The 25,997-nt window shown below is 61.6% G+C and carries 16 protein-coding genes; 2 read left to right on the forward strand and 14 right to left on the reverse strand.

Translation table 11 applies throughout. The features are described from left to right. From AC19YS_RS27860 to AC19YS_RS27915, 12 genes are all read right to left on the reverse strand, one after another. Window positions 1-1,050: a hypothetical protein gene (locus tag AC19YS_RS27860; protein WP_500603105.1), complete on the reverse strand. Its 1,050-nt coding sequence runs from the start codon at window positions 1,048-1,050 to the stop codon at window positions 1-3. Window positions 1,051-1,062: 12 nt separating this feature from the next. After that, complete coding sequence (locus tag AC19YS_RS27865; protein WP_500603106.1) at window positions 1,063-2,871, reverse strand: hypothetical protein; 1,809 nt, start codon at window positions 2,869-2,871, stop codon at window positions 1,063-1,065. Window positions 2,872-2,874: 3 nt separating this feature from the next. Next, entirely contained in the window at window positions 2,875-4,173 is a 1,299-nt protein-coding gene (locus AC19YS_RS27870) for a hypothetical protein (RefSeq protein ID WP_500603108.1), read from the reverse strand. A gap of 58 nt (window positions 4,174-4,231) precedes the next feature. Beyond that, window positions 4,232-6,595 (reverse strand): hypothetical protein, encoded by a 2,364-nt coding sequence (locus AC19YS_RS27875; RefSeq protein WP_500603109.1) that lies wholly within the window; start codon window positions 6,593-6,595, stop codon window positions 4,232-4,234. A gap of 10 nt (window positions 6,596-6,605) precedes the next feature. Then, window positions 6,606-7,748 carry a hypothetical protein gene (locus tag AC19YS_RS27880; protein WP_500603110.1) on the reverse strand — a complete coding sequence of 381 codons (1,143 nt, stop codon included), beginning with the start codon at window positions 7,746-7,748 and terminating at the stop codon, window positions 6,606-6,608. Beyond that, window positions 7,718-9,163 (reverse strand): alkaline phosphatase family protein, encoded by a 1,446-nt coding sequence (locus AC19YS_RS27885; protein WP_500603111.1) that lies wholly within the window; start codon window positions 9,161-9,163, stop codon window positions 7,718-7,720. The genes AC19YS_RS27880 and AC19YS_RS27885 overlap by 31 nt, the downstream gene beginning before the upstream one ends. Then, window positions 9,153-10,367: a metabolite traffic protein EboE gene (gene eboE, locus AC19YS_RS27890; RefSeq protein ID WP_500603112.1), complete on the reverse strand. Its 1,215-nt coding sequence runs from the start codon at window positions 10,365-10,367 to the stop codon at window positions 9,153-9,155. The genes AC19YS_RS27885 and eboE overlap by 11 nt, the downstream gene beginning before the upstream one ends. After that, a complete protein-coding gene (locus AC19YS_RS27895; protein WP_500603113.1) occupies window positions 10,364-11,248 on the reverse strand; it encodes a TatD family hydrolase in 885 nt (294 codons plus the stop codon). Before AC19YS_RS27895 ends, eboE begins: the two co-directional genes overlap by 4 nt. A gap of 40 nt (window positions 11,249-11,288) precedes the next feature. After that, window positions 11,289-11,972: an EboA domain-containing protein gene (locus AC19YS_RS27900; protein WP_500603114.1), complete on the reverse strand. Its 684-nt coding sequence runs from the start codon at window positions 11,970-11,972 to the stop codon at window positions 11,289-11,291. Further along, window positions 11,969-12,838 (reverse strand): UbiA family prenyltransferase, encoded by an 870-nt coding sequence (locus AC19YS_RS27905; protein ID WP_500603143.1) that lies wholly within the window; start codon window positions 12,836-12,838, stop codon window positions 11,969-11,971. The genes AC19YS_RS27900 and AC19YS_RS27905 overlap by 4 nt, the downstream gene beginning before the upstream one ends. Window positions 12,839-12,843: 5 nt before the next feature. Beyond that, window positions 12,844-14,709, reverse strand: a complete 1,866-nt coding sequence (locus AC19YS_RS27910) for a 3-dehydroquinate synthase (protein ID WP_500603115.1) — start codon at window positions 14,707-14,709, stop codon at window positions 12,844-12,846. A 407-nt stretch (window positions 14,710-15,116) separates the two neighbouring features. Beyond that, window positions 15,117-16,058, reverse strand: coding sequence for a LysR family transcriptional regulator (locus AC19YS_RS27915; RefSeq protein ID WP_500603117.1), 942 nt, complete (start codon window positions 16,056-16,058; stop codon window positions 15,117-15,119). Between the two features lie 110 nt (window positions 16,059-16,168). Between AC19YS_RS27915 and AC19YS_RS27920 the strand changes: the two genes are divergently transcribed. Beyond that, the gene (locus AC19YS_RS27920; protein ID WP_500603118.1) at window positions 16,169-17,665 is read left to right on the forward strand and encodes a CoA-acylating methylmalonate-semialdehyde dehydrogenase; all 1,497 of its coding nucleotides are present in this window, start codon (window positions 16,169-16,171) and stop codon (window positions 17,663-17,665) included. Between the two features lie 724 nt (window positions 17,666-18,389). Then, the gene (locus tag AC19YS_RS27925; RefSeq protein WP_500603119.1) at window positions 18,390-20,813 is read left to right on the forward strand and encodes a hypothetical protein; all 2,424 of its coding nucleotides are present in this window, start codon (window positions 18,390-18,392) and stop codon (window positions 20,811-20,813) included. Between the two features lie 1,257 nt (window positions 20,814-22,070). On the opposite strand, the gene AC19YS_RS27930 is transcribed toward AC19YS_RS27925, so the two are convergent. Then, on the reverse strand, window positions 22,071-23,336 hold the full coding sequence (locus AC19YS_RS27930; RefSeq protein ID WP_500603120.1) for a carbohydrate porin: 1,266 nt from the start codon (window positions 23,334-23,336) through the stop codon (window positions 22,071-22,073). Window positions 23,337-23,394: 58 nt separating this feature from the next. Then, window positions 23,395-25,803 carry a glucose/quinate/shikimate family membrane-bound PQQ-dependent dehydrogenase gene (locus AC19YS_RS27935; protein ID WP_500603121.1) on the reverse strand — a complete coding sequence of 803 codons (2,409 nt, stop codon included), beginning with the start codon at window positions 25,801-25,803 and terminating at the stop codon, window positions 23,395-23,397. Window positions 25,804-25,997 lie beyond the last annotated feature (194 nt).

Here is a 25,997-nt window from a genome sequence, read left to right on the forward strand (position 1 = left end):
TCATAGCTGCACCCGCCGCAGCCTGCCACTGAGCGGCGCCACACTGCCGTCGGGTGTCGGCAGCGGTCGGCCCGTCAAGCCCATGCCTTCGCTCACCACTACCGCGTCCTGCACCACACACAGGTTGGAGGGCGTATCCAGCCCGCGCGCGAGCACTTCAACCGTTGCGTTGTGCAGGTCACAGCGCAACAGCCGCCCGGTAAAGCGCGTAAAGCCTCCGTGCAGCGGCTCGCCATTCCAGTTCGGCAGCAAGGGTTGTTGCAGATGGCTGCACAGCTCCAGCACCAGCAGATTGCCTTGCGGGCACAGCGCCAGCCCGGTGGGCAGTTGCAGGCCGCGAATCACCACCTCGGTCTGCCCGCTGGCCGGGTGAACTCGAATCACTTGCCCGGCGTAGTCGGCAAAGTCGATGCCTTTGCGCGCGGGGTCGCCGTGCAATTCGCCGGAGAACAGGCTGATCAACACGGCGTCTGTGTGCGGCTCGTACACCAGGGTGACAGGCACAGCCTCCTGACCCTCATCCAGAACGGACAATTGCGCGAGCACGCGTTCTTGCTCACCGTGGCTGAACTCCACCAGTTCATTGGTATCCGGTTTCACCGCCAGCCAACTGCGTCGCGTCGGGTGGTAGCACAGCGCGTTCAGGTTGCCACGGCTGTGGAACAACGGCTCGGGCGGGCTGTATTGCAGATCGAGCAGTCTGGAACCGCCGACGTAATCGGTCTGGCTGGCCAGGCAACGTCCGTCACCGCAGGCGATGTCGGACAGGCCCATGATTTCATCGCGCAGCATGCGCGCCTGCAGGTTCATGCTGCGAAAACCCTGAGCGAGCACTTCGCCGGGCAGATAGGCGCCCGGCCTTAGAGGGTCGGGCGGCAGTCGACTGATGCGACTGCTCAAAGGCTGGTCTGCCGAGCCTGAGCCGGCTTCGGCCAGCAACAGGCTGCCATCGGCCTGCAGGCACACACCACGCGGGTTGAGCAGGCCTTCGGCGATAACGCTGCTCGGGCGCAGGGCTTCGATGGGCTGTACGGGAATATGGAGTGTCATAGCGTTTGCCTCCTATTGCGGTGGCTGCCACGGGCTGCCGGTGAGATAGGCCCGCAGCAGTGCGCGCTGGGCGGGGGACATCGAGCGCACGACCGGCATGAACAACGTGGTGCCTTTGTAGGCGTCCGAGGTGCGCGCGAGGATGGCGTTCTTCGCGCCCATGATCGCGTCAGGCTGGTTCAACGGCACGTAGCGCGACATGGCGGGGAACGCCAGGTAGTGAAAGCGCAGCACATTCGGGTACACCTGTTGCCAGGTAATGACGCTGCCCCTGGCGATGCCAAAGTCTGTCTGAGCGTATTTTCGAAAGTTGGTGAAAAAGGCGCCGTTGTCCACGCCATTGGCCGTGTAGGTCAGGGCCACGAAGCCCGCCTGGGCGGCGCTGCCGGATGTGAGCGTCACGGGAAAACTCACCGTCTGTTGGCCAGCATTCACGGTCAGCGAGGGCGGAAAGTTGAGAAAGTCCGTGTACTGCTTCTGCTCGTAGACGCCCGGTGCGCTCGCTGCCAGGCCGATCGTGGTGGCGCCGGGCACCGGCCCGCCGAGGTAGCGAACCTGCAAGGTGATCGTCAGGCCGTTGGGGTAATCCTCCAGGTACACATTGCGCTGATCCGCATACACCCGATAGGTCGACTCGGTCGCCTGCAACTGAGTCCCGGCCACCTGGCCAGGGGCGTTGATCGCCAACGGCGTGGTCCTGACGGCCTGCTGCTGGCTGGTGGTCAGCGCCACATCGACGATGCCGCCATACACGTAGTAATTGACCAGTGGGCTGGCAGTCGGGTTAAGGGTGATCAGCGGCGCGGCACCGGCCGAAATGGTCACCGGCCCATAATTCGCATTCGGCCCGATCGGGCTGGTGATGTCGTCCCGTACCGCACGGAAGGTTTGCTTGGGAATCACGTTGACCATGTCCAGGCTCAACAGCCCGTTATTGCCCAGCGCCGCATAGGCGGCATTGTTCGTGGCCGCATTGACCAATTGCCGCCCCGGCTGGCAGCTCAGCGGCTCGCCGGCAAAGGCCGGGGCCAGCGTGCCGATGACCCGGCCGATGCTCGGGTTGGGCGTGTATTTGCCGGCAGCATAATCGGCATCAAGCTGCGCGGTGGTCATCTGCGGGCACATCTCGAACATCACGAAACGCAGGACGATGCCCGTCGCGCCCGGCGCCTGGATGATCGCCTTGAGGCCGCTGCTGTTCGGGTTCCAGCTGACGATGCTGCTCAGCGGGAACGTCAGCTGGAACGTGCCGCTGGCATGGAACGACCCCGGAGCGTCCATCTTTGCCGGCTCGAGCACGCGCCCGGTCACGTCGAAACTGCTGCACACCGCATTGCAGCGAATCAGCAGCTGGATATTGTCATTGCTGCCGATTTGCAGGCCGCCGACAAAAATCTGCGTGGTGGTCGTGGCGCTGGGGTCCAGATCCACCATCATCGGCCCGGACACCGGTGCCTGGCCGCTCACCGGGTCCACTGACCCGAGCAGGTACACCGGCTGACCGACCTGGTCACCCGTTGTACTGATGTTGCCGGGGCTGCCCTGGGAACTGATCAAGGCGTGCTGCAGGTCCACCACGTGCTGGCCGTAGTGGTTCCAGCCGCCGGCGGTGTAGTAGTTGCCGGCGGGCGCGTTGATCATGCTGTTCAACTGGTCGTCGGTGTAAGGCTGTGCGCCGGGTGCCAGGGTCGAAGTGGTCAGGTCGAAGAGCGGCCATTGCTTGTTGCCATTGAAAGGAATGGTCGGCGAGTTGTTTGGCAAGCTTACGTCCGTGCGGATGCCGCCCCAGAAATTCAGTCGTGGTCCGTTGAGGATGCTCATGGTCTATTCCTTGCCCGTGGCGTGTGGGGTGATGGGGCTGTTGGCAAATTTGAACAGGTAGGAGAAGTCGGACTTGAACGGGCTCTTCACCGGTGTCGCCATCGAGTGGCAGTTCATGCAACTGCTGGTGGGCTGGATATAGCTTTCCATGGTCACGTTGGCCGACAGCGCCGGGGTCGGCTGGCCCAGCGGATTGCCTGGGTTGTTCGGCATCAGCGGGCGCTGGGTGGTGATCAACTGGTAGTACTTCAACACGCTGCGTTGCAGGCCCGGATCGTTGCGGTAGTTGTTGTTCACCCAGTTCGTCACATCCGCGATGGGCGTCACGCGGTTCAGCGGGTTGGGCGTCTGGAACGTGGTGCCGGGCTTGGGCACGCAGACCAGCTGGGTGCCTTGTGTTTGCCAATTGCAGGGCGACTGGTTCAGCGCGGCGGCGGGCGCGGCCGCATTGAAGTAGGAATAGGCGGTGCCGGGCGCCGGTTGATCGACCCATTGACCGTTGACTTTGGCTTTGGGCGGCACGTTTTCGACCTGCTCGAAGGTGGACCAGATCCACTGCGGGTAGCCGTTGACCTTGGTGATGATGTGCAAACCCACCAGGCCCAGGTACGCCTCGCCGACGCCAATGCGCTGCCCCTGGCTGTTGAACCGCGCGACGCGGGCAAACTGCGTGAGGTAATGGCTGGCATTGTCACGGGCGGTGAGCACGCGCCAGCTGGATTTGACCTCGATCACGCCATTGGGGAAGTTGATGGTGTTGGCCTTGGACACCACATTCGCGTTGTAGAAGTTATTGCCGACGATGTAGTTGTAGGACGCCTGGTTGGCCGAGATATCGTAGTAGGTCGGGTTGCCTGCCTGATCGATCAACCAGCCGCCCACCGCCTGGTCGATGGAGTTGACCAGCGAGCTGTTTTTCAGCGCTGCGATGTTGATGATGCCCAGGCTTCTGGCGATCAGCGGGCTATTCCACGGCCCGGGGTTGGCGGCCCCCGGCAGGAAAATTTCGCTGACGGTCTTGTAGGTCTGCCACACGGTGTAGCCGGGGTCGCCGGGTTGTTTGCTGCAATTGGGCGTGCCGCGCTGCCCGTCCTGTGCCGGCCAGTTCAAGGCGATAAACAGCTGCCAGCTGTATTGATCGAACTGGTCCTGGCTGGCATTGGCTGCGGGCGCGCGCGTCGGCGGCTGGCAATTGAGTTGCGTGGCCAGTGCCAGGGGCTTGCCGCTGTCGTCCCCGGCAAAAGCGCCGGGGCTGAGCAGCATCAGCAATAGCAACAATCGGCTCAAGCGGCTGGCGTTCATACAACACTCCTTTGAAAACCGGGTGGCAGGTGCGTCACCCGGTGGTCCTGTGCGCGGTTTACGCGTAGTCGTTCATGCTCAGCGGGACGGGCGGGTAGTTACGCTTCACCAACGCCTGCGCCCACAGTTCCAGCACCGCGCGACGGCTTTGCGGCATGTCCCGCGTGATGGGCATCGCCAGCGTGCTTTCCTCCTGATAGGCCTTGCTGATCAACACGATCAGTTGGTCGACCGCGCCCTCGATGCGCGTCAGGTTATTGAGCGGCATGTACTTGCTCATGATCGGGTAGAGGTAATAGAACGGCTGCAGGATGAATGGGTAGATGAAGGTCTCCCAGATCAGCTGGCCGGCATTTTCACGCTGATAAATCAGGTTCCAGGCGTTGACGAAATCCTGCTGCATTTGCGGTTCCAGCGGCAGCACACGCAGCGGCGCGAGAAAATCGGTAAAGGCCTGGTTGAGCGGAAAGCTGAAGGGGATCTCCGGTTCCTGCTGACCGTCCTGGACAAAGAAACGCAGGGTCGGAAAGCCCGGCGCCTGGGCCGTGACCGTCAGGTTGGCGATGCCGTTGGCGTCGGTCTGGATCTTGGTCAGGCTAAATTGCACCGGGCTGTTCAGCGGGTCTTGCAACGTGCGTTGCAGGGTGATCGGGTTGGCGAACGTCAGCGTCGGGCTCAGGGCGACAGCGGCGGGCGTCGGCAGAAATTGCTGGTAGGTCACCGGCACGGTTTGATCGGCGGGCACCGCCAGCCGGGTTGCCATGAGCTGGCGACCCGTGCCTTCGGTGATCTGGCCGGCCAAGGTCTTCGCCCCGGCAAATTGCGGCAGGCAGGGGCTGTTGTTGGCCGGGTTCTGCGGGTCGTTGTTGAACAGCGAAAAGTCCGCCGCGTTACTGAACGCCAGGTAGTAATCGGTGGTGCACAGCATATAGGCATTGCCGTATTCGGCCACCCACAACGTAGTGCCGGCCGGTGCGGGCTGGCCGTCGTATTGCACCATCACCTGCAACGTCTTGGTGTCGCCCACGTCGATAAAGCTGGCGCTCTCTACCACCTCGGCGGTCCACAATTGCTGGGTCGCGGCGATGATCGGCGTGGTGCCTTGCTGTTGCAGCTCCAGCGTGCCGGATTGCAGCTGCGCCTGGGCCTCGACGGTGAGGGGCAGGTCGAGGATGCCGGCGCGCTTGTCGAACGCCAATTGCTGGTAATCGTCATAGCCAAAGCTGGCCAACGGGCTGAATTGCGTGCCTTGGCGGATGCCGATCTGGTAGTCGCCGGCCTGGTACTTGGCCGCGACCGGGATGTCGGCCTTGCTGTCGATGGGGTAGAACGGAAAGGCGTTGCCCAGGTCCAGCGACAAGGTATTGCCATGGGCCTGGGCCGAGATCACGCCCAGCTGGACCTGGCTGGTGGTGCCCGGTGAGGTTTTGTAGATCGCCACCTTGGCGGCCGGCACCAGGCGCCTGCCGGCCGGCGCGGTGGGGAATTCGTCCTCAAACCACAACCCCAGGCTGCCCACGGTACGGCTATAGGCCGGGTTGAAGAAAATATCACCGACGTTATCCAGCGCCTGCTGATACATGGCCTGTACCTTGGCCTGGGCCTCGGGCGTGGAGCTGTGGGTGTCGATGGGTGGGTAGTTGTTGAAGATGCCGTTCTTGTCGTAGCAGGTCAGGTAGGTGGTAAAGCGGAACATCAGCCCCTTGGCGTTTTGTTGCGCCATCTGCGCCTGCAGGTTTTGCAGCAACGCCGAGTTGCCGATCACCCACGCCAGGTTTTCCTTCGGAAAGCAGGTCTGCCAGGTGGTGGTCACGTACGCCAGGCCGCCGAGGTTGGCCCAATTGAAATTGAGGAAACGGTCGAGCATGCGGTGTTCGCGGTTGAGCGTCAGGCCGCATTGCGCATTGCCCAGCACCAGCTTGTCGAAGTACAGCGCGGTGAAGGTGTTCTGCCACGGGCTCACGTCGACAAACCGTGCCGGCGACGTCGGCGCGCCGCCAAACGGATTGCCGAGCAACTGATAACTTTGATTGATCAGCGGGTCCTGGCTGACGTAACCACCGTCGGGCAACTCGCCGCCGGTGATCACCGACTGGGTCTGGTTGTAGCTCACGGTGCCGCAGGCGTTATCGCCGAACAGGTTCCATTCGCCGGGAATCATGGGGGATGCCAACTGCCCGGCATTGCCCGGCACCTGCATCACGTAGTCCGGCACGGCGGCCGGCGCCAGTGGCGCGATGGTCCACGGCAGCAATTGGCTGGCGGCGTTCAGCGGCGTGATCTTGAAGGCTTCCAGGAACCGCCAGTTCATCTGCATTTTGACCGCATCGTAGAGCGGGTACATGTCGTTGTTGTTGGCGGTCGGCGGGTTCCAGAACATATGGCCGCCCAGGTAGATACGCGGGAAATTCAATACGCTCATGTGAGGCTCCTTAGCGTTGCCACTGGGCGCGTTTGAGCGACCAGACAAAGTCCAGTTTGTGATACCCGACAAAGTCGGAAGCCGGCAGTGCAGCGGTGGGGTAGACGATGCCGCCGTCTTGTTTGAGGGCGAAGTTGAAGTAGCCCTTGGTGGGCGAATACGCGGCGGTGCCGTGGCAGGCGAAACACGACGACTGGTTCTGGAACGCCGATTCCAATTGGGAGTTGGCGAGCAGGGTAGGCGTGGTATTGGACTGCACGCCGATCAACTCGTATTGCGCCAGTGTCGGGTTGCTCGCCTGAAAACTCGTATTGACCGGTTGCGCCGCCGGGGTCGGCCCGGTGCTGTTGGTCATCGGCGTGGGCGGGATCGCGTTGGTCACGGTGTACTTGCTGTTGTTGCGGTTTTCGAAGGTGGTCCACACCCAGTCGGGGTTCAATTTGTTGATCACATGCAAGCCGCTCAACGCGGCATAGCCCACCACGTACTCAGTGCCTTGCTGGTAGTAGGTCTGGGCGATGTAGTAGCCATCGTTGGCCAACTGCTGCTGGTAGGTCGGGTTGTTACCGATCCACAGCCAGGCGGCCTTCAGTTCCCAGGCCGTGGAGGGAAAGTTGAGGTCGCTGGTCAATGCGGCCTGGCCATTCACGTTGTAGACCTTCTGCTGCACGATGTAGTTGAAGGTGTCCGGACCCATCAGCAGTTGAAACCGCACCGCCTGGCCTTGCTGGGCTTGCGGCACCTGGCCGCCCATTTCCAGGATCAGCCCGTCCACCTGTTGCGTGGCGTTGAGGTTGTGGAACAGACGATTGACGTTCATGCCCATCGCCTGGGCTTGCGTCAGCACTGCGGCGGGCACGGGTGTGCGCTGGGCGTAGGGCAGGGGTTGCGTGCCATTGGCCAGGTAAACCTGGTCTGAAGGCTTCATGGTTTCCCAGGCCCGATCAGGGCTTTGTGCCGCAGCCGGTTGGTTGAGGCAGACAAACCAGTTCCAGGCCAGGGTCTCGGGGCTTTGGGTGAAGGTGGTTCGCGTCTTGTCGATATTGCCGCCAAACTGCAGAAAATCCGTGCAGTCGAAGGCCGTGTTTGCGCCTTGGGCCTGGGCCAAACCGGCCAGTGCACTCAGGACAGTGATAGATAAGGCTCGCCGCATGGAAGCTCCTTGGCATTGGCCAGTTCGAGGTGTGGGCGCCCCAGGAAGTGTTCCAGGAGCAGTTGCTTGACTGCCGTCGCCGCAAGCTGCTGCGGTAACGCCAGATCGCAATTGGTGATCAGCAATGGGCCGGTCTGTGCGCTGCTGGGCAGGCGCCCGTGGCTGCCACGCACCAGCGTGGTGTCCAGCGGGATCAGGTCCATGTAGTAGCGAAAGCCGAGCTTTTTTTGCAGCAGGCGGCGCGCCATTTTCAGTTTGGGGAAGCGAATCGCCGGGTCGATGAACAGCTCGACCGGGTCGTAGCCAGGCTTGCGGTGGATGTCCACGGTGCGCGCAAAGTCCGGCGCCTTGCGCTCATCCAGCCAGTAGTAGTAATCGAACCAGTAACCCGCGGCGGCCACGGCCACCAGCTCGCCGCTGCGCGGGTGGTCAAGCTGCCAGGCGCGTTGCTCGGCGTTATCGAGCACCTGCTCGATACCGGGCTGGCGCTGCAGCAAGGCTTTGATCCGCGCAATGTCCTGTGCCTGCTTTACGTAGATGTGCGCAACCTGATGATCGGCCACCGCAAACGCCGCACTGGCGCCCGGGTCGAGCAGTTCCCAGCTCAAGGATTGGCGCACCTGCAACAGGCCTTCGGCGCGCAGCACGCGGTTGATCGACACCGACTGCTCGACCGCTTCGATGCCGTACTCGGACAGCACCATCACCGCCGCCCCCTGCGCCGCGGCGAAGGCCAGCAGGCGCCCCACCTCGGCGTCGATGGCGCGTACTTCATCGGCAATCGAGGGATGTTCAGGCCCCACGCGCTGCAAGCTGTAGTCGAGGTGAGGCAAGTAGATCAATTGCAGGTGAGGGCGATTGATCTGGAACTCGGCCATCGCGCAGTCGACGATCCAGCGGCTTGATGCAATGCCCGCCGCCGGCCCCCAGAAGCCATGGAAAGGGAACTCGCCAATCTGCGCCTCGATCTGCTCATGCAGCCCGGGCGGTGACGAATACAGCCCGAACTGTTTGCGCCCATCGGCCGGGTAATGCGGGCGCGGGGTGATGGCGGCGTCCACGTCGGCGTACATGTTGTACCACCAGAACAACTGGCTGCAGCGAAAGCCCGGGAGCTCGCGCTTGAGCGTGTGCCAGACCTTTTCGCCCTGGATCAACCCATTGTGTTGCAGCCAGAAACGCACCTCGGCCTGATCGCGAAAGTACCAGCCATTGCCGACAATCCCGTGCTGCGACGGCGGTGCGCCAGTGAGGATCGAGGCCTGCACCGTCGAGGTTACGGCGGGGAACACCGGTTGCAGGCTGGCCATCTTGGCGGTCTTGAGCAGGGAGTTGATGTGCGGCGTCGCTTCGCCCAGCAGCGAGGGCGTGAGCCCGACCACATTGATCAGCAGCAGCGGTTGTTCAGAGGGCATCGGCGTAGGCCTCCTGCACGTGCAACAGGTTGCGCTGGCGCAGTTGCTCTTCGACCCAGCGCAGCTCAGCGGCGATGCCGGCCAATTGAGCGGCCTCGGTAGCGGGCCGCAATTCAACGGGCAGCACGCCCCAGCTGTAGGTTTCCACCTCCAGCACCGGGCGCATATCGGCATGCGCCGCCAGGTAGTCGAAGGTCTGCGCCAGGGCAATCTGGCTGCCGCTGAGTTCGGGCAGCAACAGGTGGTCGCTGAACAGTGGGATGTGGAAGTGAATGCGCAGTTCGCCGAACCCGGCGCAGTCATTCAGGGCGGCCGGCAGGTCTGGCCAGGCCACTCGATGGCCCTGGGCCGTGAGCGCTTTCACCTGATGCAAGTACGTGAGTTCGGCGAAGGTGCTGAGGGTCGTGAGCACGTGTTCGCGCCGGCTGGCGTCGTCCGATGGCAAGCGGCAAATCATCGCGTTGGACAGCTGGATCTTGCCCACCGGCACCTCGGCCGCGCGCAGCCGTTCCAGCGACTGGTAGCAGTCTTCGAACATCACCGCCTGATGGCACACATCGAAGCACAACGCCAAGTAGGCATGGTTGGGGTCCATGGATTGCCGGCGCTGGAAAAATGCGATGGCCTGCTCGGTGTTTTCCAGCACGCAGTCCGGTTCCATCTCCAGGCAGAACACGATTTTCTTGCCGGTTTCCCAATGCAGGTGGGCGAGTGCGGCGGTGAGTTGGCTCAGTTGCTCGTCGGCGCGCGCCTGCAATGCCGGCGTCCAGGTGGCGGCATAGCCCAGCGGTACCGTGGAGATCACGCCGTGGACGCAGTCGTTTGGCAAGGCATGGGCGAGGAGGCGCGCCAGGTCCAGGCTGTAGGCCAGGCGTTGCGGGTCGGCCCAATTGGGCAGGTAGACGTCGGCTTTGACGGCGCCCTGATGAAATTCGCCATAGGGAAAACCGTTCAGCGAGGTCAGGCGCAAGCCGCTGTGCTTGAGCAATGCCAGGAACTGCACGCGTGCCGATTCCTGCTGCAGCTGCGCCGCCGCGTGGGCGCAAATCCACAGGCCGCTGTCCTGTTGCTGCAGCCCGCGCAAATTGCGCACGCCTTGAAAATGCTGCTTGATCGAGGCCCGTAACCCGGCCAGGTCGCGCGTCGGGTGCACATTGCTGCAATACCCGAGTTGGGCGGCCGTCCAGCCGCTGCCGGCACTCATTTGACCACCGGTTCCTGGCCGCGCAGGGCCGAGTTTTCCTGCCATTGCTTGCGCTGGTCGATGGGCAGTGGCGTGCTCACCCGCGCCTTGTCGAGCTGGCCACTTTGGGCAAAAAAGTCCACCGGGTTATGGAACAGCACCTGCTCGACCTGGGCTTCCGTGAAGCCTGCGGCCAACATCGCCTGGCCGGTCTTGGGCACTTTGAGTGGGTCGCTGATGCCCCAATCCGCCGCGCTGTTGACCACCATTTTTTCGGTGCCGTATTCCTTGAGCAGTGCGACCATGCGCTGCTCCGACATCTTGGTGTTGGGGTAGATGGAATGGCCGCGCCAGCACTCGCTGTCGAGCACCAGCGGCAAGGTCAGTTCGTTGAGGTGGTCGATGATCACCAGGTGTTCGGCGATGCCCACTTCACGGATCACCGCGAGGGTGCGTTTGGTGCCGCCGATCTTGTCGCGGTGCGGCGTGTGCACCAGCACCGGCAGGTTGAATTGCTTGGCCAGCTCCAGCTGCGCGGCAAGAAAGCGGTCCTCTTCAGGGGTGATGTCGTCGTAGCCGATTTCGTCCACTGCCACCACGCCGTCCTTGACCAGGTAGCGCGGCAGAATCTGCAGCACTTCATTGGCGATCGACAGGTCATTCGCTTCTTTGGGGTTAAGGCCGATGGTGCAGAAGTGATGAATGCCAAACATGCTCGCGCGAAAGCGTTCCCAGCCGAGCAGCGTGTCAAAGTAGTCGACGAAACTGCCGACACTGGTGCGTGCCTGGCCCTGCCAGAACGCCGGTTCGATCACGCCGGTGATGCCGGCGGCGGCCATGTTCTGGTAGTCGTCGGTGGTGCGGCTGACCATATGAATATGCGGATCGAAGTACTTGAGCATGGTGAATCCTCGTCAAGGGCAGGGGCGGCGTTGTGCGGTGTCAGTTCAGGTAGGCGCGCCATTGCGGCGGCAGGCTCAGGCTTCGCAGGCGCTGGCGTTGCGCGGCGCTGAGCAGGTCAAAGGCGATGACGGTGGGCAGCCCTGGGGACACGGTGCGCTCGGCCGCGAGCTGTTCATCGAGCAGGTCAAGGGCCAGTTGGTTGAGCGTGACGCCCTGGCGCTGCGTGAGCCCCACCACGCGCCCCACGTCGAGGCCCATGCCGAGCGCTTTGAGTACCAGTTGGTGAAAGGCGCGCTCCGGGTAATGGCGTGACGGGTAGGCCGTGTCGAGGGCGAGGGCGGCGAATACCTGCGGGTTGCTGGTGCGCCCGGCCTGCAGGGCCAGCGCCACGCAAAGGCCGTCGCTGTCGAGCCAGTCGAGGGCACCCAGCAGGGCGATTTTTTCCTGGTCGTCACCCCACAGGAACAGCTGACGCAGCAGCGGCACCTGCTCGGTTACCGGGGTGTGTTCGAGTGCTTTGGCCAGCACCAGTGCACGTGCCAACTCCACGGCCGACGCGGGCAGCAGGCGCTTGCATTGGCCGCTCAACAACGCCGCCAGGGTGGCGTTGGGTTGCTGGGCGAGCTGCGCCTGCGCCTGCTGCCACCACTCCAGTTGGGCGGCGGTCAGTTGCTGGGTCAGGGCTTGAAGGTGTGCGGCGAGGCCATCCTGGCGCATGTTCATGTCGGCTTGATCCAACGCTGGAAGTGGGGAAGCAGGAAAAACACCACCACACACAACAGGCTGCCCATCGGTTGATTGGCCACCGCCAAAACCAGTGCGTCAAACAGCGGCAAGGCGGCCAGCCCTGCACCGATAAACGCCCTGACTTGCCGGTGTTGCGGGTTGGCCAGGTGCTTGCGGTAATGCCAGCCCAGCCAGCCCAGCCACAGCAGCAGCACCGGCCAGAACCACAGCGTGTTGGAGTAGAACGCCAGAGCCAATGGGCTGAGCATCAGCAGCAATGGCAAGCGGCTGATCAGCTGGTTGCGGTGTTCCTGGCGCGCCAGGTAGGTCAGGCCGCTGATGTACACGCCGAGCAGCATCGCGCACAGCCAGATCGGCTCCGGCGGCACCGCCAGGCTGGCCGCCGCCGTGAGGTACAGCGCCGAGCGACAGGCGCCCATCAGCCACACGCTGTGGGCGTATTTCTTGTGCAGCAGGTTGTAGCCGACGATGCAGCCCACCAACAGCACCACGCTGCCAAGCAGCCAATGCGGCTCGTCGATCAAGCGGCTCAGGCCCAGCACCGCCGCGGCGGCGAGTATCAGCAGCAGCGCCGTGGCCAGGCCGACTTGCTGCCGGCTGGCCAAACCCAGCGTGATCGGACGCGGGTTGTGGTGTTGCCGGTCCCAGTCGGCGTCGAGCCAGTCGTTCAACAGCATGCCGGCCAGGTACAGCAACGACAGCGTGATCAGCAGCAGCCCCCACACCAGCGACGACGGCGGTGCCAGGGCGCCGGCGCTGCTGGCGAGCAGGGCCGCAGCGAGGGTGTTGGTCCATACCGTGGGCAGGTTGGAGACGCGGCCCAGGGTCATCCAGGTTTTCATCGGGCTCATTGTGCGTAACCCTCGTCCAGCGTCAGCGCTGCTTCGCTTGCGGTCGACAAGCGTTGCAGCGCGGCCTCCATCGTCGCGCTGTCGATTTCATGCAGGTCCACCGACTGGCCGATGCGGTTGAGCATGGGGATCGACAGTTGCCCTCCCAGGTGCTGGCGGAACTCCTCCAGCCCCAGCAACAGCGGCGAGCGGCCCTGCGCATCTCTCAAGGTCAGTTCAGGCGGGCACAGGTTGAACCCCAGTTTGCGCAGCAGGCTCATCACTCGCTCAGTGTCGGTATCGCTCAACAACCCCAAGGCATTCGCATACAGCCCATCCAATGCCATGCCCACCGCGACCGCTTCGCCATGGCGCAGCCGGTGCTGGCTGAGGTTCTCCAATTTGTGCGCGGCCCAATGGCCGTAATCCAGCGGCCGACCGTTGCCGCGTTCGAACGGGTCGCCGGCGCCGGTGATGTGCGCCAGGTGCAGCTCGGCGCAGCGGCGAATCGCGTGGCGGCTGGCCGGGTGATCAAAGCGGGCGAGGGCATCGGCGTGTTGTTCCATCCACGCGAAAAACGCCTGGTCCTTGATCAGCGCTACCTTGACCGCTTCGGCCAGCCCGGCGATCTGGTCGCGGCGGGTGAGGCTGGTGAGCAGTTGGAAGTCGTTGATCACCGCCGTGGCAGGGCAAAAGGTGCCCAGCAGGTTCTTCTGGCCGAAGGCATTGATGCCGTTTTTCACGCCGATGCCGGCGTCGTTCTGGGCCAGCACCGTGCTGGGAATACGGATCAGGCGGATGCCGCGGTGGAAGGTGGCGCAGGCGTAGCCCACCGCATCCAGCACCGCGCCGCCGCCCAGGGCCAGCACGTAGCAATGCCGGTCCAGGCCGTGTTGCAGCATGTCGGTGTAGAGCTGCTCCAGCACGCGTGCGGTTTTGCTCAGTTCACCCGCCGGCACGGCGATGGGAGCGGTTTGCAAATGCAGGTCTGCATGGGCAGCGAAATAGGCGTCGATTTGAGCCAGCAACTGTGGGGCGCTGTGCAGCAGTTGCGCATCGGCGAACACCATCACCGTCACCGGTGCCGCGTGCTGGGTGATGAGCGCGCGATGCAGGCACGGGTTAAGCGGATCAAACACGTGATCGGTGAACATCACCGGGTAGTCGTAACTGACCTCGAACCGTCCGCGCAGCGGCTGCTGCCCAGCGGGTTTGCGTTTGAGCAGGCTATAACCGGCCATAAACGCCAGCGGCAACACCATGCTGGCGAGGAGGGTGACCAGCAGTGAGTTCTGCTCGATCAGCAGCGTGCCGATGGCGGTGTAAGCCAGTGCCAGTCCGGCATTGGCCAGGGTGGTGATCAGCAAAAATGCGCGCAGCGGATAGCGTTGCATGCCGGCGGCGACCACCGAGGTTTCCGCCAGCACCGGCACGCCACGCAGGCAAATCAACGACAATGTGCTCAACCGATACGCCAACTGCCCTGGCTGGCGCTGATGCAAGCCAAGGCGGCCGGACAGCAAGCGCAAATAGCCGGCGCCCAGCACATAGCCCAGCCCGGCGCCCAGGCACAGCCCTATGAAAATCACCAGGTAACCGCCGAGGCTGCCGAGCATGGCCACCGCCAGCAACGCCACCAGGCTTGACGGCACCGGCAACACCACATCGAGGGCGAGCAGGGCGAGCAGCAGCAGTGCCAGGTTGAATGCTTGGGCAGGCGTCGAAGGTTGATACAGGTTGAGGTGAAGCAGGAAGTCTTGGATCTGTTGTTCAAACAACAGGAAGCTGGCGATCACCAGCACAGCAAAGCCTATCAACGACAGCCAAAAATGTTCGGCTGGCCCCTTTTTCGAGAACGCACGGTACCACCGGCTGCGCTTCATCAAAGCATCCCTTTTGAGAGTTAAGACTAAGTTCCGTGTCAGTGTTAAGCGCTGTTTTCAGAGCAATAGAGTCCCTCGCCCGTTGGGCTGGCTGTGTGCGTAATGGCTGATGGCTTTCACGGTATTCATGAACGTAGCCGGTTGTGGTTTTTTTGCAAGTTTGCGCATCAAGGAGTTTAAAGCCGAGAGGTTGGCGCGGTTTAAACAGCGCTGTTTATTTACGCTTTACAATTAGTTGTATGGCTTTTTTCAAAGCGTCAAGAACCCGTTGTTGCGGGCTTTCGCCGGTAACAAGTTCACTACAAGGTCTTGAAGTTTGTTATTTGGATTATTGCCGCTGGCTATAAGTAGATCGGTAATAACTACTTGTCGAGAATGGTTCCGCTTAAGTTGTCTGTATGAGTGTATTACTTACCCACAAATCGAAAACCGCCGGATAACTTATCCTTTAGATAGCTCACTAACGTACTGACCGATTTCGGTACATGGGGCGAGTACGGTCGAATCAGGTAAATCTCATCGGCAAACGCGCCCTTGAGCGTCCAGCCCGTGAGCACCTGCACCAAGTTGCCATGGGCCAGGGCGGACTGCGCGCTGAAATCCGGAAGCAGGGCAATGCCCAGGTGGTTCATCGCTGAGTCGCGCAGCGCTTCACTGTTATTGGTCGAAAAACTCCCAGAGATCGGCACGGTCACCCGTTCAACCTGTTTGCCGCCGCGTTCAAAGGTCCATGCCGGCTGGTCGGTGCCCCGAGGGTAGTACAGGCAGTTATGCGCGGTGAGGTCGCCAGGTTCGCGCGGTTCGCCGTGCTGTTGCAGGTACTCGCGCGTGGCGACCAGCACCGAGCCGGTGTCGCACAGCTTCCACGCTACATGGGTTTCCGGTACCTGGAAGCCGTGCCGTACCGCCAGGTCGTAGCCTTCGGCCGCCAGCGAACTCAAGGCATCCGAGACGTCCAGCTGGATGCGCACCTGCGGGTAAAGTTGCAGGAATTCGGACAGGTGCGGCACCAGTTGCTGGCGGGCAAATGCCACCGGCGCGGTGAGGCGTACCAGGCCGCGAATTTCCCCGGCAGCGTCGCGCACCGACGAGAAACTACGGGCGATCTGCGCATAGGCGCTGCGCACTTCGCGGGTCAGTGACAGGCCCGCATCGGTCAGCCGCACGCTGCGCGTGGTGCGGGTGACCAGCCGGGTGCCGGTGGCTTTTTCCAGGTCTGAAATGCGCTGGCTGACAGCGGATTTGCTCACGCCCAGGCGCGCGGCAGCGGCGGTGTAGGTGCCTTGCTCCTCAAGCACCGACAGCCAATGAATGTGAGTCCACAGCCCTTCGATCTCAGCCTTTTCCATGATTCTATTGTTCGCTTATGAGGACAATCAGTTCTGGATTCTGCTCTGGTTCGGAACAAACTGAAAGCCTATCGTGGGCTCCAACGTTTACCGACCTGGGACCCACTACCATGAGCATCCTCGAGCATTACATCAACGACCAGCGCGTTTCCCGCGATGATCGCTATCAGGACGTCTACAACCCGGCCACCGGTGAGGTGACCGGTCGCGTGGCCTTGGCCAGCCGCCAGACCGTGGGCGAGGCCGTCGCCGCCGCCCAGGCCGCCTTCGCCGGTTGGGCCGACACCCCGCCGATCCGCCGTGCCCGCGTACTGTTCGAATACCTGCACCTGCTGCGTGACCGCAAAGACGACCTGGCGCGCATCATCGTCGCCGAACACGGCAAGGTGTTCACCGACGCCCAGGGCGAAGTCGACCGGGGCATCGACATCCTCGAATTCGCGTGCGGCATTCCCAACCTGCTCAAGGGCGAACATTCCGACCAGGTGTCGCGGGGCATGGACAACTGGACCCTGCGCCAACCCTTGGGCGTGGTGGCCGGCGTGACGCCGTTCAACTTCCCGGTGATGGTGCCGATGTGGATGTACCCGATCGCCATCGCGGCGGGCAACACCTTCATCCTCAAGCCCAGCCCGACCGACCCGAGCGCTTCGCTGTTCATGGCTGAGTTGCTGCGCGAAGCCGGCTTGCCCAAAGGCGTGTTCAACGTGGTACAGGGCGACAAGGAAGCGGTGGATGCCCTGCTCGAACACCCGGACGTCAAGGCCGTGAGCTTTGTCGGCTCCACGCCGATTGCGCAATACATCTACGAGACCGGCGCGCGCAATGGCAAGCGTGTGCAAGGCCTGGGCGGCGCGAAAAACCACATGGTGGTGATGCCCGACGCGGACATCGAAAAAACCGTCGACGCGCTGATGGGCGCCGCCTATGGCAGTGCCGGCGAGCGCTGCATGGCGATTTCGGTGGCGGTGCTGGTGGGTGATGTGGGCGATAAGATCATCGCCGCCTTGACCGAGCGCGCGAAGACATTGCGCATCACCGACGGCCGCGATTTGAAAGCCGAGATGGGCCCGATCGTGTCGCGGGCTGCGTTGGAGCGCATCAGCGGCTATATCGAACAAGGCGTGCAAGCCGGGGCAAAACTGCTGCTCGACGGGCGCGACTATGTGCCCAGCGAACCGGGCCTGGAAAACGGCTTCTGGCTCGGCGCAACCTTGTTCGACCACGTGACGAAAGACATGAGCATCTACCGCGAAGAAATCTTCGGCCCGGTGCTGGCCTGCGTGCGCGTGAATGACTTCGGTGAGGCGATCAAGCTGGTCAACGACCACGAATTCGGCAACGGCGTCAGTTGCTTCACCCGCGACGGCAACATTGCCCGCGAGTTTGCCCGGCGTATCGAAGTGGGCATGGTCGGCATCAACGTGCCGATTCCGGTGCCGATGGCCTGGCACGGCTTTGGCGGCTGGAAGAAGAGCTTGTTTGGCGACATGCACGCCTACGGCACTGAAGGCGTGCGCTTCTACACCAAGCAGAAGTCGATCATGCAGCGCTGGTCAGAGAGCATCGAGCAGGGCGCGGAGTTTGCGATGCCCGTGTCCAAATAACCTCAGCGCGCTGTAGATCAACGGTGGGAGCTGGCAAGCCAGCTCCCACATTTTTTTGACCGCGTTTATTCAGGCCGTGGTTTTTGTTGGGTTCAGGCATTCGCTGGAGCGATCCACTGTGGTCTTGGCCATCTCCAGCCAATGCCACACCGCCAGAATCTTCCCCCGCCCGGGCTTTGGCTTAACCGAGGGGCCGGTTGGGGACGACTTTATCCATGGTGCAGCTGCTATTGAACAAGGACGCTAGCGCCAACGCGGCTAAACGAGGGTGGCGGCTGTAGGCGGGCTAGCAGACCGGTCAATAGGAAAACCGGCGCACCCGAAGGTGCCCTACGCACAGCTACCGTAGGAATTGGCGAAAACACCACGTAACAAACGACGTTTTCAGTGAGGGAACCTATTCACTCTGGCGTACGACTGATTGGTCGCTGGTGTAGGTAAGTTCGTGCGGTTTTTGTACGAAAAAACAACACCGGTGAACGAGGCTCCCCAAACCGAAGCATCCGGTGCTTGATCCGGCCTGGATCTTCAATTGCGGGGGGGCTTATCCAGGGCAACAGTCAGAAAAAGCCAGCCGATGATGAATATAAGTCCGTCTTCCCCCGTTCCTCCAGCCGCCAACGCCAACCCCTTTGGCGCCGGTATCGGACCCGCTCAAGGGCAGAGCCGTAATCCCCGAGCAGTCGACGCGTCGCCACCTTTGCAAAACAGTGTTCCGGGAGAAATGACCGGTTCTGAGGATAAACAGGTCAGTCTTGGGCAGAAACCGATTGCCCCTCCAGCCCCCAATCACGAGTCTGATGTTGCCAAAGCGGTGATCTATGGAGCCGTTACCGTCACCCCGCCGACGGCGAGCTATACGCAACAGGAGCGACTGAAGCGTATCGATGCCTATGCCGGTCGTGTCGTGACGCAAATCCAAAACGTAGAAAGTGGTAGCGAAGGCGAAAGCAATATCAGGTTCCAGAAGGTGCGCCAGTTCCTGGAACCGGCGGGTTACTTCAGCGGTGGGTTATTAGCGGCAGGGTACGACCCGCATGAAAAGGTCACAGTGACGTTCACCTCCTACACCGGCAAAGGGCGACCCGAAGCACTGACCAACACCGACAAACGCACCTACTTTGCCTGGGAAATTGCAGCCGGCGCCCTCGCGCATGACAAAGTGCAGCGAGGAGGCCCGGTCAATTTCCAATTCATGGAAATCGAAAAACAAGACCTGACCAAGGTCGCCGATCTGGAATTACAGGGCAAACAGCTTCAGAAACATTGGGAAAATGAAATAGCAACGCCCATGCGGGATGCTAACGGCGCGCTGTCCAAACGCTCCGGAAAAGCGGACGCCTATGCGGTACGCGGCACCTTGCAGCACCTGTCTAACGATAAAGAAAGTTTCGAAAAGTTAAGCCTTGAAGGTCAAGAGGCTATCAAGCGAACGTTGCAAAAAAATGGGCAGGTCATTATTCCCAACCTGTATGGCTATCCATTGGCAGGGTATGCCTTTATTCCCAATACCCCCTATGACGGTAAGCCTGAGCACAGGCCTAACCAGGGCGTGATGGTCGACTTAAAGAACGGCATGGTCCATGAAATAACGGGCGACAAGGCATTCGCCCAGTGGGCTAAAAACAATCGAAGTGATCTGCTGCGCGGTTTCAATGCCAGCGACAGACAAGGCAGGCACGATGCACATTGGCCAAAGGCGGAACGTGTGCTTGATAGTTTTATTGAGGGCACTAATGCCCACTATCCGGGGTACGCCAGTTTTCTCAAAGATAAAGGGGTGCCGGTCTGGGAGACGTTTAACTACACCGAGTCGCGAGCGACGGATTATCGGTTGAAATACGGCGATTTGAATGCCGGTATTGCCACTCAATACCAAGAGGTCAACGCCAAAAATGCCGTGTGGTCCGACCAAACTGAAGTATTTGGTTCCTCACAGCAAAACTGGAAGTCTGCGAAAGACTTTTGGGGCAATACCTTCGGTTACCTACCTGTGGTGGGCAATGTGGGCAATGTGGTCTTTGGCGTCCATGACGCCATCTATGGCATGACCGCCGACGACCGCGTAGGCGGCAGTGCGGCGGCGGTGTTATCAGGCCTGCAACTGGTACATGAACTTGCCTCAATTGGCGTGGAGGTGGGGTTAGGTGAACGACCTGCCGCCGCAACTCCTCTGAAGTACTTCTGGAAACACAACCCTGAGACCAACGATTTCGAATTGGTGCGCGTTAACAATGCGTTGAAAAATACCGAGGCGGTGTCCGTTCCCCTTGAGGGTGCGCCTAAGGTGAGTCCTGCGGCTGATACGTCGGGCGCTATCGGGCAGATGCGAGAAGTAGAGTATGCGGGGCAAAAGTACTTCGTCGCTGATAAGCCAGATGCAGGGGGCGGCTATTTTCTATTGCGTGTCAAAGACCCGCACAACCCCGGAAAACTAGTCAGTAGCGGGAAAATTGCCAAGCCGGACAACGCCGGTATTTGGAAACGAAGAGGGGTTGCCGGCGGGGGCAGAACTGAATTCGTTCCACTCAAGGAACACATTGCAGGCACCACGCAACAAAGACCCGCGGCCCCTGAACAAATATTGGAGTTCAATCGAAGGCCAAGTGGGCGCTATGCGTTGACTTCGCAAGACCCGCGGGACGCCAAGCCGTTTATTGCCGATGGTGCGTACGCATTTGTTATACGTGCGGATGAACCGGACAGGGTGTATGTCGGCTCGATGAACAAAGGCCTCACCCCTCAAGGCAAGCCTTACCCCTACAACTTGCGAACCAACCCCGGCTGGGTGGAGGGGCACTCAGCACTGACCAGCGGGCTGAAATCACTGAAGGGAGGGACTACTGATGTGATGTATGCGGGGACTATTTACATAAAAGATGGCCAGCCCGAGTTTTGGACAAACTCGAGCGGTCACTACACGCCATCCGCCGAACTGCGCGATACGAACCTCACACCCGAAGTCAAAAACATACTGCCTGCAGAACGATTTGTGGATGAATATGACCTGACGCCCGCACAACGAAGACTGTGGGATGAAAGCACACACCTGACCCCGGCGGAGAAAGAGGAAAACGACCAGTTCATGCTCGAGCAATACAGTGCGCAGGATAGCGGCAGTGACGATAGCGACGATGACTATGATTGATTCGGCAGCGAATGTTGCTGCGTTGCGCAACAGGGGTGAGCTGAAGCACCGCCTTGGCGCGCAGAGCCCTGGCCTGCGTTTTGTCGATACCGGTGCCCAATTTAACCAGGGCGGTTGATGATCCAGGGCTTGCATCGCGAGTGCAGCGTGTCAGTTGCCGACTAGATCGACTGATCTACCGCTATCGCAGGCAAGCCAGCTCCCACATTTTTACCGTGTTCAGGCGGTGGTTTTGCGCCAGCAAAAGATCAATGTGGGAGTGGGCTTGCCCGCGATGAGGGTGTGTCAGTCAAGCTGTTGGGGACTGGTCTACCGCTATCGCAGGCAAGCCAGCTCCCACATTTTTACCGTGTTCAGGCGGTGGTTTTGCGCCAGCCGAAGATCAATGTGGGAGCGGGCTTGCCCGCGATGAGGGTGTGTCAGTCAAGCTGTTGGGGACTGGTCTACCGCTATCGCAGGCAAGCCAGCTCCCACATTTTTACCGTGTTCAGGCGGTGGTTTTGCGCCAGCGAAAGATCAATGTGGGAGCGGGCTTGCCCGCGATGAGGGTGTGACGGTCAATCTGTTGGGGACTGGTCTACCGCGATTGCAGGCAAGCCAGCTCCCACACTTTTCACCGTGTTCAGGCGGTGGTTTTGCGCCAGCAGAAGATCAATGTGGGAGCGGGCTTGCCCGTGATGAGGGCGTGACGGTCAGCCTGTTGGGGACTGGTCTACCGCCATCGCAGGCAAGCCAGCTCCCACATTTTTACCGTGTTCAGGCGGTGGTTTTGCGCCAGCAAAAGATCAATTTGGGAGCGGGCTTGCCCGCGATGAGGGTGTGTCAGTCAAGCTGTTGGGGACTGGTCTACCGGGATCGCAGGCAAGCCAGCTCCCACATTTTTTACCGTGTTCAGGCGGTGGTTTTGCGCCAGCAGAAGATCGAATGTGGGAGCGGGCTTGCCCGCGATGAGGGTGTGACGGTCAATCTGTTGGGGACTGGTCTACCGCTATCGCAGGCAAGCCAGCTCCCACACTGTTTACCGTGTTCAGGCGGTGGTTTTGCGCCAGCAGAAGATCAATGTGGGAGCGGGCTTGCCCGCGATGAGGGCGTGACGGTCAGCCTGTTGGGGACTGGTCTACCGCCATCGCAGGCAAGCCAGCTCCCACACTTTTCACCGTGTTCAGGCGGTGGTTTTTGCGTCAGCAAAAGTTCGAATGTGGGAGCGGGCCTTGGGCAGGGCGGTACCGGCGGCGTTTTGTGGCTGAACGGCGCGGCCTAGAACACTGCCTTGACCTGCAAGCCCAGCACCAGTGCATTGTCGATCTCTGTACCCGAAAACGTCCCCGGCTCAATGATGTATTGCACATCCGGACGCAACGTCAGCCACGGCGTGGCCTGGTAGCCATAACTGAGTTCGATCAACTGCTCGGCATTGTTCAGGTTCGGATAGTCCGTCCCCGCGTTGAACGCTGCCAGTTCCTGCACGTCGCGACTGCGAGGGTTCGGCACCGCGTGGCCGTAACCCAGGGCGACGGTGTCGCGCGGGCGGCCTTCGAACGGTTTGTACAGCACCACGCCCGCGCTATACCACTTGCTGAACGGCGAGGCGGCCTCACTGGCGGCCGAGTATTGGCCGAAGGCGTGCAGCACGCGACCGGCGGATGCGCTGGACGCCCACACGGCCTGGTCGATCAGCAGGTAGTGACCGCCGCGACCGCTGACGGTTTTATTGCTGCCGATGCGTTTCACATCGGAGCTGTCGTAGTAATAACCCAGCTTGTATTCACCCGGCAGCGTGCCCGCGTGTTTGTAGACCAGCTCGATAGGCACCACGGTGCCGGTGGTGTGCTTGGGCCCCAAGTGCCAGGCGCGGCTGGAATTGCCGTTGCTCGACGGGTCGACATTAAACGCCGCCACGCGCAGTTGCCACGCCGGCGAAAAGTCGTATTTCACCCGTGCGCCCAGGTGTGCGTTGGGGTAGTTGGCCCAGCCGCTGCCGCCGGACATGTTCAGCGGGTGCCCGCAGAAACCGGCGTTCATGAAGTTGCACAGGATGCCGCTGTCGAGGCCGCCGAGGTCGTTGCCCATGGCCATGTAGCCAAGCTTGACGTTCAGCGCGGGGGTGAACAGCGTGCGTTCGTAGCTCAATTCGGTGAGGCGGGTGTAGAGGCCGCCGTAGTTTTCCTGGATCGGCAGGCGGTTGCCCACCAGGTCTTCGGAGGCGCTGTTGCCGCGCCGGTCGTTGATGGTCAGCTGGATGCGGTCGCCATTGTTCAGGCCGTAGAGCTTGCCCAGGTCGAACTGCACGCCAAGCTTGATGTTTTGCGAGTAGCGCGCCGAACGGTGTTGGCCGCCGTCGGCGTTGTAGGCGGTTTCGCCGCTGTAGTCGCCGGTGAAGCGGATGCCTTGCTCGTCGAGTTCACGGCGCAGGCCGCCCCAGTCGCCGGTCAGGGTGGTGTCGTCGGCTTGAACGGGCAGGGCGGCAGCAAAGGCCAGGCCCAGCACCAGGCGGCCAAGGGGCAAATGAGAAGTGGGGGTCATGCGTGGTTTTCCAGACAAAAAAGCGCGGTGCCGGGGGCGGCACCGCGCGAACACAGGGTTATGGCAGGGCGTAGGCGATCACGTAGTCGCCACGGTCAGTGGACTGGCGCGCGCCGCCGGCGGTGATGACGATGTATTGCTTGCCGGTTTTCGGCGACACATAGGTCATCGGGCCGCCTTGGCTGCCCACCGGCAGGCGGGCCTTCCAGACTTCATCACCGTTGCCGCTGTTGAAGGCGCGCAGGTAGAAGTCCTGGGTGCCGGCGATAAAGATCAGGCCGCCCTGGGTGGACAGCGTGCCGCCGAGGGTCGGCAGGCCAATCTTGATCGGCAGGTGCATGCGGATGCCCAGCGGACCGGTGTCTTCAACCGTGCCCACCGGCACTTGCCAGGCGATCTGCTGGGTCTTCATGTCGATGGCGGTCAGGGTGCCGAACGGCGGCGCCTGGCACGGGATGCCGGCCACCGACAGGAAGCGGTTTTTGTTCACCGCATACGGCGTGCCCTTGAGTGGCACCGCGCCCATGCCGGTGTTCAGCGCTTCGCCACCGGACGAGGCCTGGGCCTTGTTCTGCGACGGCACCATCTGGATCCACAGGCCCAGGCGCATGTCGTTGACGAAGATAAAACCGTGCACCGGGTCGGTGGAAATGCTGCCCCAGTTCATGCCGCCCAGCGAGCCTGGGAAACTCAGCGATTTATCGGTGCCCGGCGCGGTGTACAGGCCTTCGTAGCGCATGCCCTTGAAGTCGATACGGCACAGCAATTGGTCGTAGGGCGTGGCGCCCCACATGTCCGATTCGTTCAGGGTTTGCGCGCCGATCTGCGGCATGCCCACCGATTTAGGCTGGGTCAACGAATACGGCTCGTTGGGAATGTTCGCGGCCTTGACCGGCACTTCCTTGACGTCTGTCAGCGGCTTGCCGGTGGCGCGGTCGAGCACGTAGATCTGCCCGGCCTTAGTGCCGATCACCACAGCCGGTACTGCCTTGTCGCTGCCCGGTGGGGTGAAATCGATCAGGCTCGGCTGCATCGGCAGGTCGAAGTCCCACAGGTCATTGTGGACGGTCTGGTACACCCACTTTTCTGCGCCGGTGGAGGCGTCCAGCGCCAACACCGAGGCGCCGTATTTGTGATTCAGTTGGGTACGTTCAACGCCATAGATGTCGGTGGACGAGCTGCCCATCGGCAGAAAAACCGTGTTCATCAGCGGGTCGTATGACATTGGCGCCCAGCTGTTCGGCGTGCTGCGCACATAGGTGCTGCCGGCGGCTGGCGCTTGTTTGTCTTCGGGGTTGCCGGGGTCGAAGGCCCAGCGCATTTGGCCGGTGATCACGTCGAAACCACGGATCACGCCGCCGGGCATGTCGGTTTGTACGTTGTCGGCGACGCGGCCACCCACCACGACGGTGGTGCCGGCCATCAACGGTGCCGACGACAATTGGTAGTAGCTGTCTGGCACATCGCCCAGGCCGGCTTTCAGGTCCACTTGGCCGTGGGTGCCGAAGTCTTCGCAGAACTTGCCGGTGTCGGCATCCACCGCAATCAGGCGTGCGTCAATGGTGTTGGTCAGCAGGCGACGCTGGCATTGCGCACCGGCTGGCACGCTGGCGGCCATGATCGGCGAGCTGTTGGGTTGGGTCGGCTGAGCGATGGGCGCGGTGGCGTCGAAATACGCCATGCCACGGCAACGCTGCCACACCGCCGATTTGGCATTGACTTCGTTCTTCCACAGCTCTTTGCCGGTGTCGGCATCCAGCGCGATCAGGTTGTTGTGCGGCGTGCAGATAAACACCTTGTTGCCGATCTGCAGGGGCGTCAGTTGGTCTTCGGCACCGTTGCCGTCGCTGATGGCAACGTCGCCGGTGTGGTAGGTCCACGCCACTTTGAGCTTGTTGACGGTGTCGCGGTTGATCTGGTCCAGCGCTGCAAAACGGCTGCCGCCTTCGGTGTTGCCGTAGTGGGCCCAGTCTTTTTGTGCATCGGCTGCAGCCACTGGCGTGATGCCTGGGCCTTTACCGGTGGGCGCCACGCTTGGGTGCGCCACAAACATGTTGCCTGCAGCGACGGCCACGCCTGCTGCCAACACGGCAGCAATGCCATACGCGCCGCGAGCGGGCTTGCCCACCAGCAGCGGATACACCAACGCCACCACCACGCCGATCACCGCAAACATGAACAGCCGCGAAAACAGCGGCCAGTACACCAGCCCTACGTCCGCCACTGCCCAGACAGCCGTGCCCACCAGAAAAGCGGCGAACAGCCACGCGCCAGCCGGGTTGCGCCGCGCGATCAACAGGCCGGAAACGGCCATGGCCACGCCACCGATCAGGAAGTACCAGGAACCGCCCAGGCTGACCAGTTTGGCGCCGCCAACGGCCAGGGCCACGCCGAGCAGGGCAATGATGATGCCCAGGCCCAGCAGAAGATATCGTGAGGCGCCAGCGGCGCGGGATGCTCGTTTCATGTCGACAGGACTCGAAGGTGAGTGACTAAAGGTCGAATGTTAGCAAGATAAGTAACTGGTTAGTACATTCTACTGGGTAATAGTCTTTTACAGCCTTCGGGATGGTGTTGTTGCAAACCGGCTTGGAGGCGCCAGCAGGCTTTGTGTGGCGAGCAGGCTTGCCCTGCGTTGGACGGCAAAGCAGTCCTGAAAAC

The sequence above is a fragment of the Pseudomonas sp. MF08831 genome (assembly GCF_059862645.1).

What these genes read in the sequence shown, in the direction of transcription:
- AC19YS_RS27860 (WP_500603105.1), bottom strand. Translation starts at nt 1,050, where the DNA reads ATGACACTCCATATTCCCGTACAGCCCATCGAAGCCCTGCGCCCGAGC.
- AC19YS_RS27865 (WP_500603106.1), bottom strand. Translation starts at nt 2,871, where the DNA reads ATGAGCATCCTCAACGGACCACGACTGAATTTCTGGGGCGGCATCCGC.
- AC19YS_RS27870 (WP_500603108.1), bottom strand. Translation starts at nt 4,173, where the DNA reads ATGAACGCCAGCCGCTTGAGCCGATTGTTGCTATTGCTGATGCTGCTC.
- AC19YS_RS27875 (WP_500603109.1), bottom strand. Translation starts at nt 6,595, where the DNA reads ATGAGCGTATTGAATTTCCCGCGTATCTACCTGGGCGGCCATATGTTC.
- AC19YS_RS27880 (WP_500603110.1), bottom strand. Translation starts at nt 7,748, where the DNA reads ATGCGGCGAGCCTTATCTATCACTGTCCTGAGTGCACTGGCCGGTTTG.
- AC19YS_RS27885 (WP_500603111.1), bottom strand. Translation starts at nt 9,163, where the DNA reads ATGCCCTCTGAACAACCGCTGCTGCTGATCAATGTGGTCGGGCTCACG.
- eboE (WP_500603112.1), bottom strand. Translation starts at nt 10,367, where the DNA reads ATGAGTGCCGGCAGCGGCTGGACGGCCGCCCAACTCGGGTATTGCAGC.
- AC19YS_RS27895 (WP_500603113.1), bottom strand. Translation starts at nt 11,248, where the DNA reads ATGCTCAAGTACTTCGATCCGCATATTCATATGGTCAGCCGCACCACC.
- AC19YS_RS27900 (WP_500603114.1), bottom strand. Translation starts at nt 11,972, where the DNA reads ATGAACATGCGCCAGGATGGCCTCGCCGCACACCTTCAAGCCCTGACC.
- AC19YS_RS27905 (WP_500603143.1), bottom strand. Translation starts at nt 12,838, where the DNA reads ATGAAAACCTGGATGACCCTGGGCCGCGTCTCCAACCTGCCCACGGTA.
- AC19YS_RS27910 (WP_500603115.1), bottom strand. Translation starts at nt 14,709, where the DNA reads ATGAAGCGCAGCCGGTGGTACCGTGCGTTCTCGAAAAAGGGGCCAGCC.
- AC19YS_RS27915 (WP_500603117.1), bottom strand. Translation starts at nt 16,058, where the DNA reads ATGGAAAAGGCTGAGATCGAAGGGCTGTGGACTCACATTCATTGGCTG.
- AC19YS_RS27920 (WP_500603118.1), top strand. Translation starts at nt 16,169, where the DNA reads ATGAGCATCCTCGAGCATTACATCAACGACCAGCGCGTTTCCCGCGAT.
- AC19YS_RS27925 (WP_500603119.1), top strand. Translation starts at nt 18,390, where the DNA reads ATGACCGGTTCTGAGGATAAACAGGTCAGTCTTGGGCAGAAACCGATT.
- AC19YS_RS27930 (WP_500603120.1), bottom strand. Translation starts at nt 23,336, where the DNA reads ATGACCCCCACTTCTCATTTGCCCCTTGGCCGCCTGGTGCTGGGCCTG.
- AC19YS_RS27935 (WP_500603121.1), bottom strand. Translation starts at nt 25,803, where the DNA reads ATGAAACGAGCATCCCGCGCCGCTGGCGCCTCACGATATCTTCTGCTG.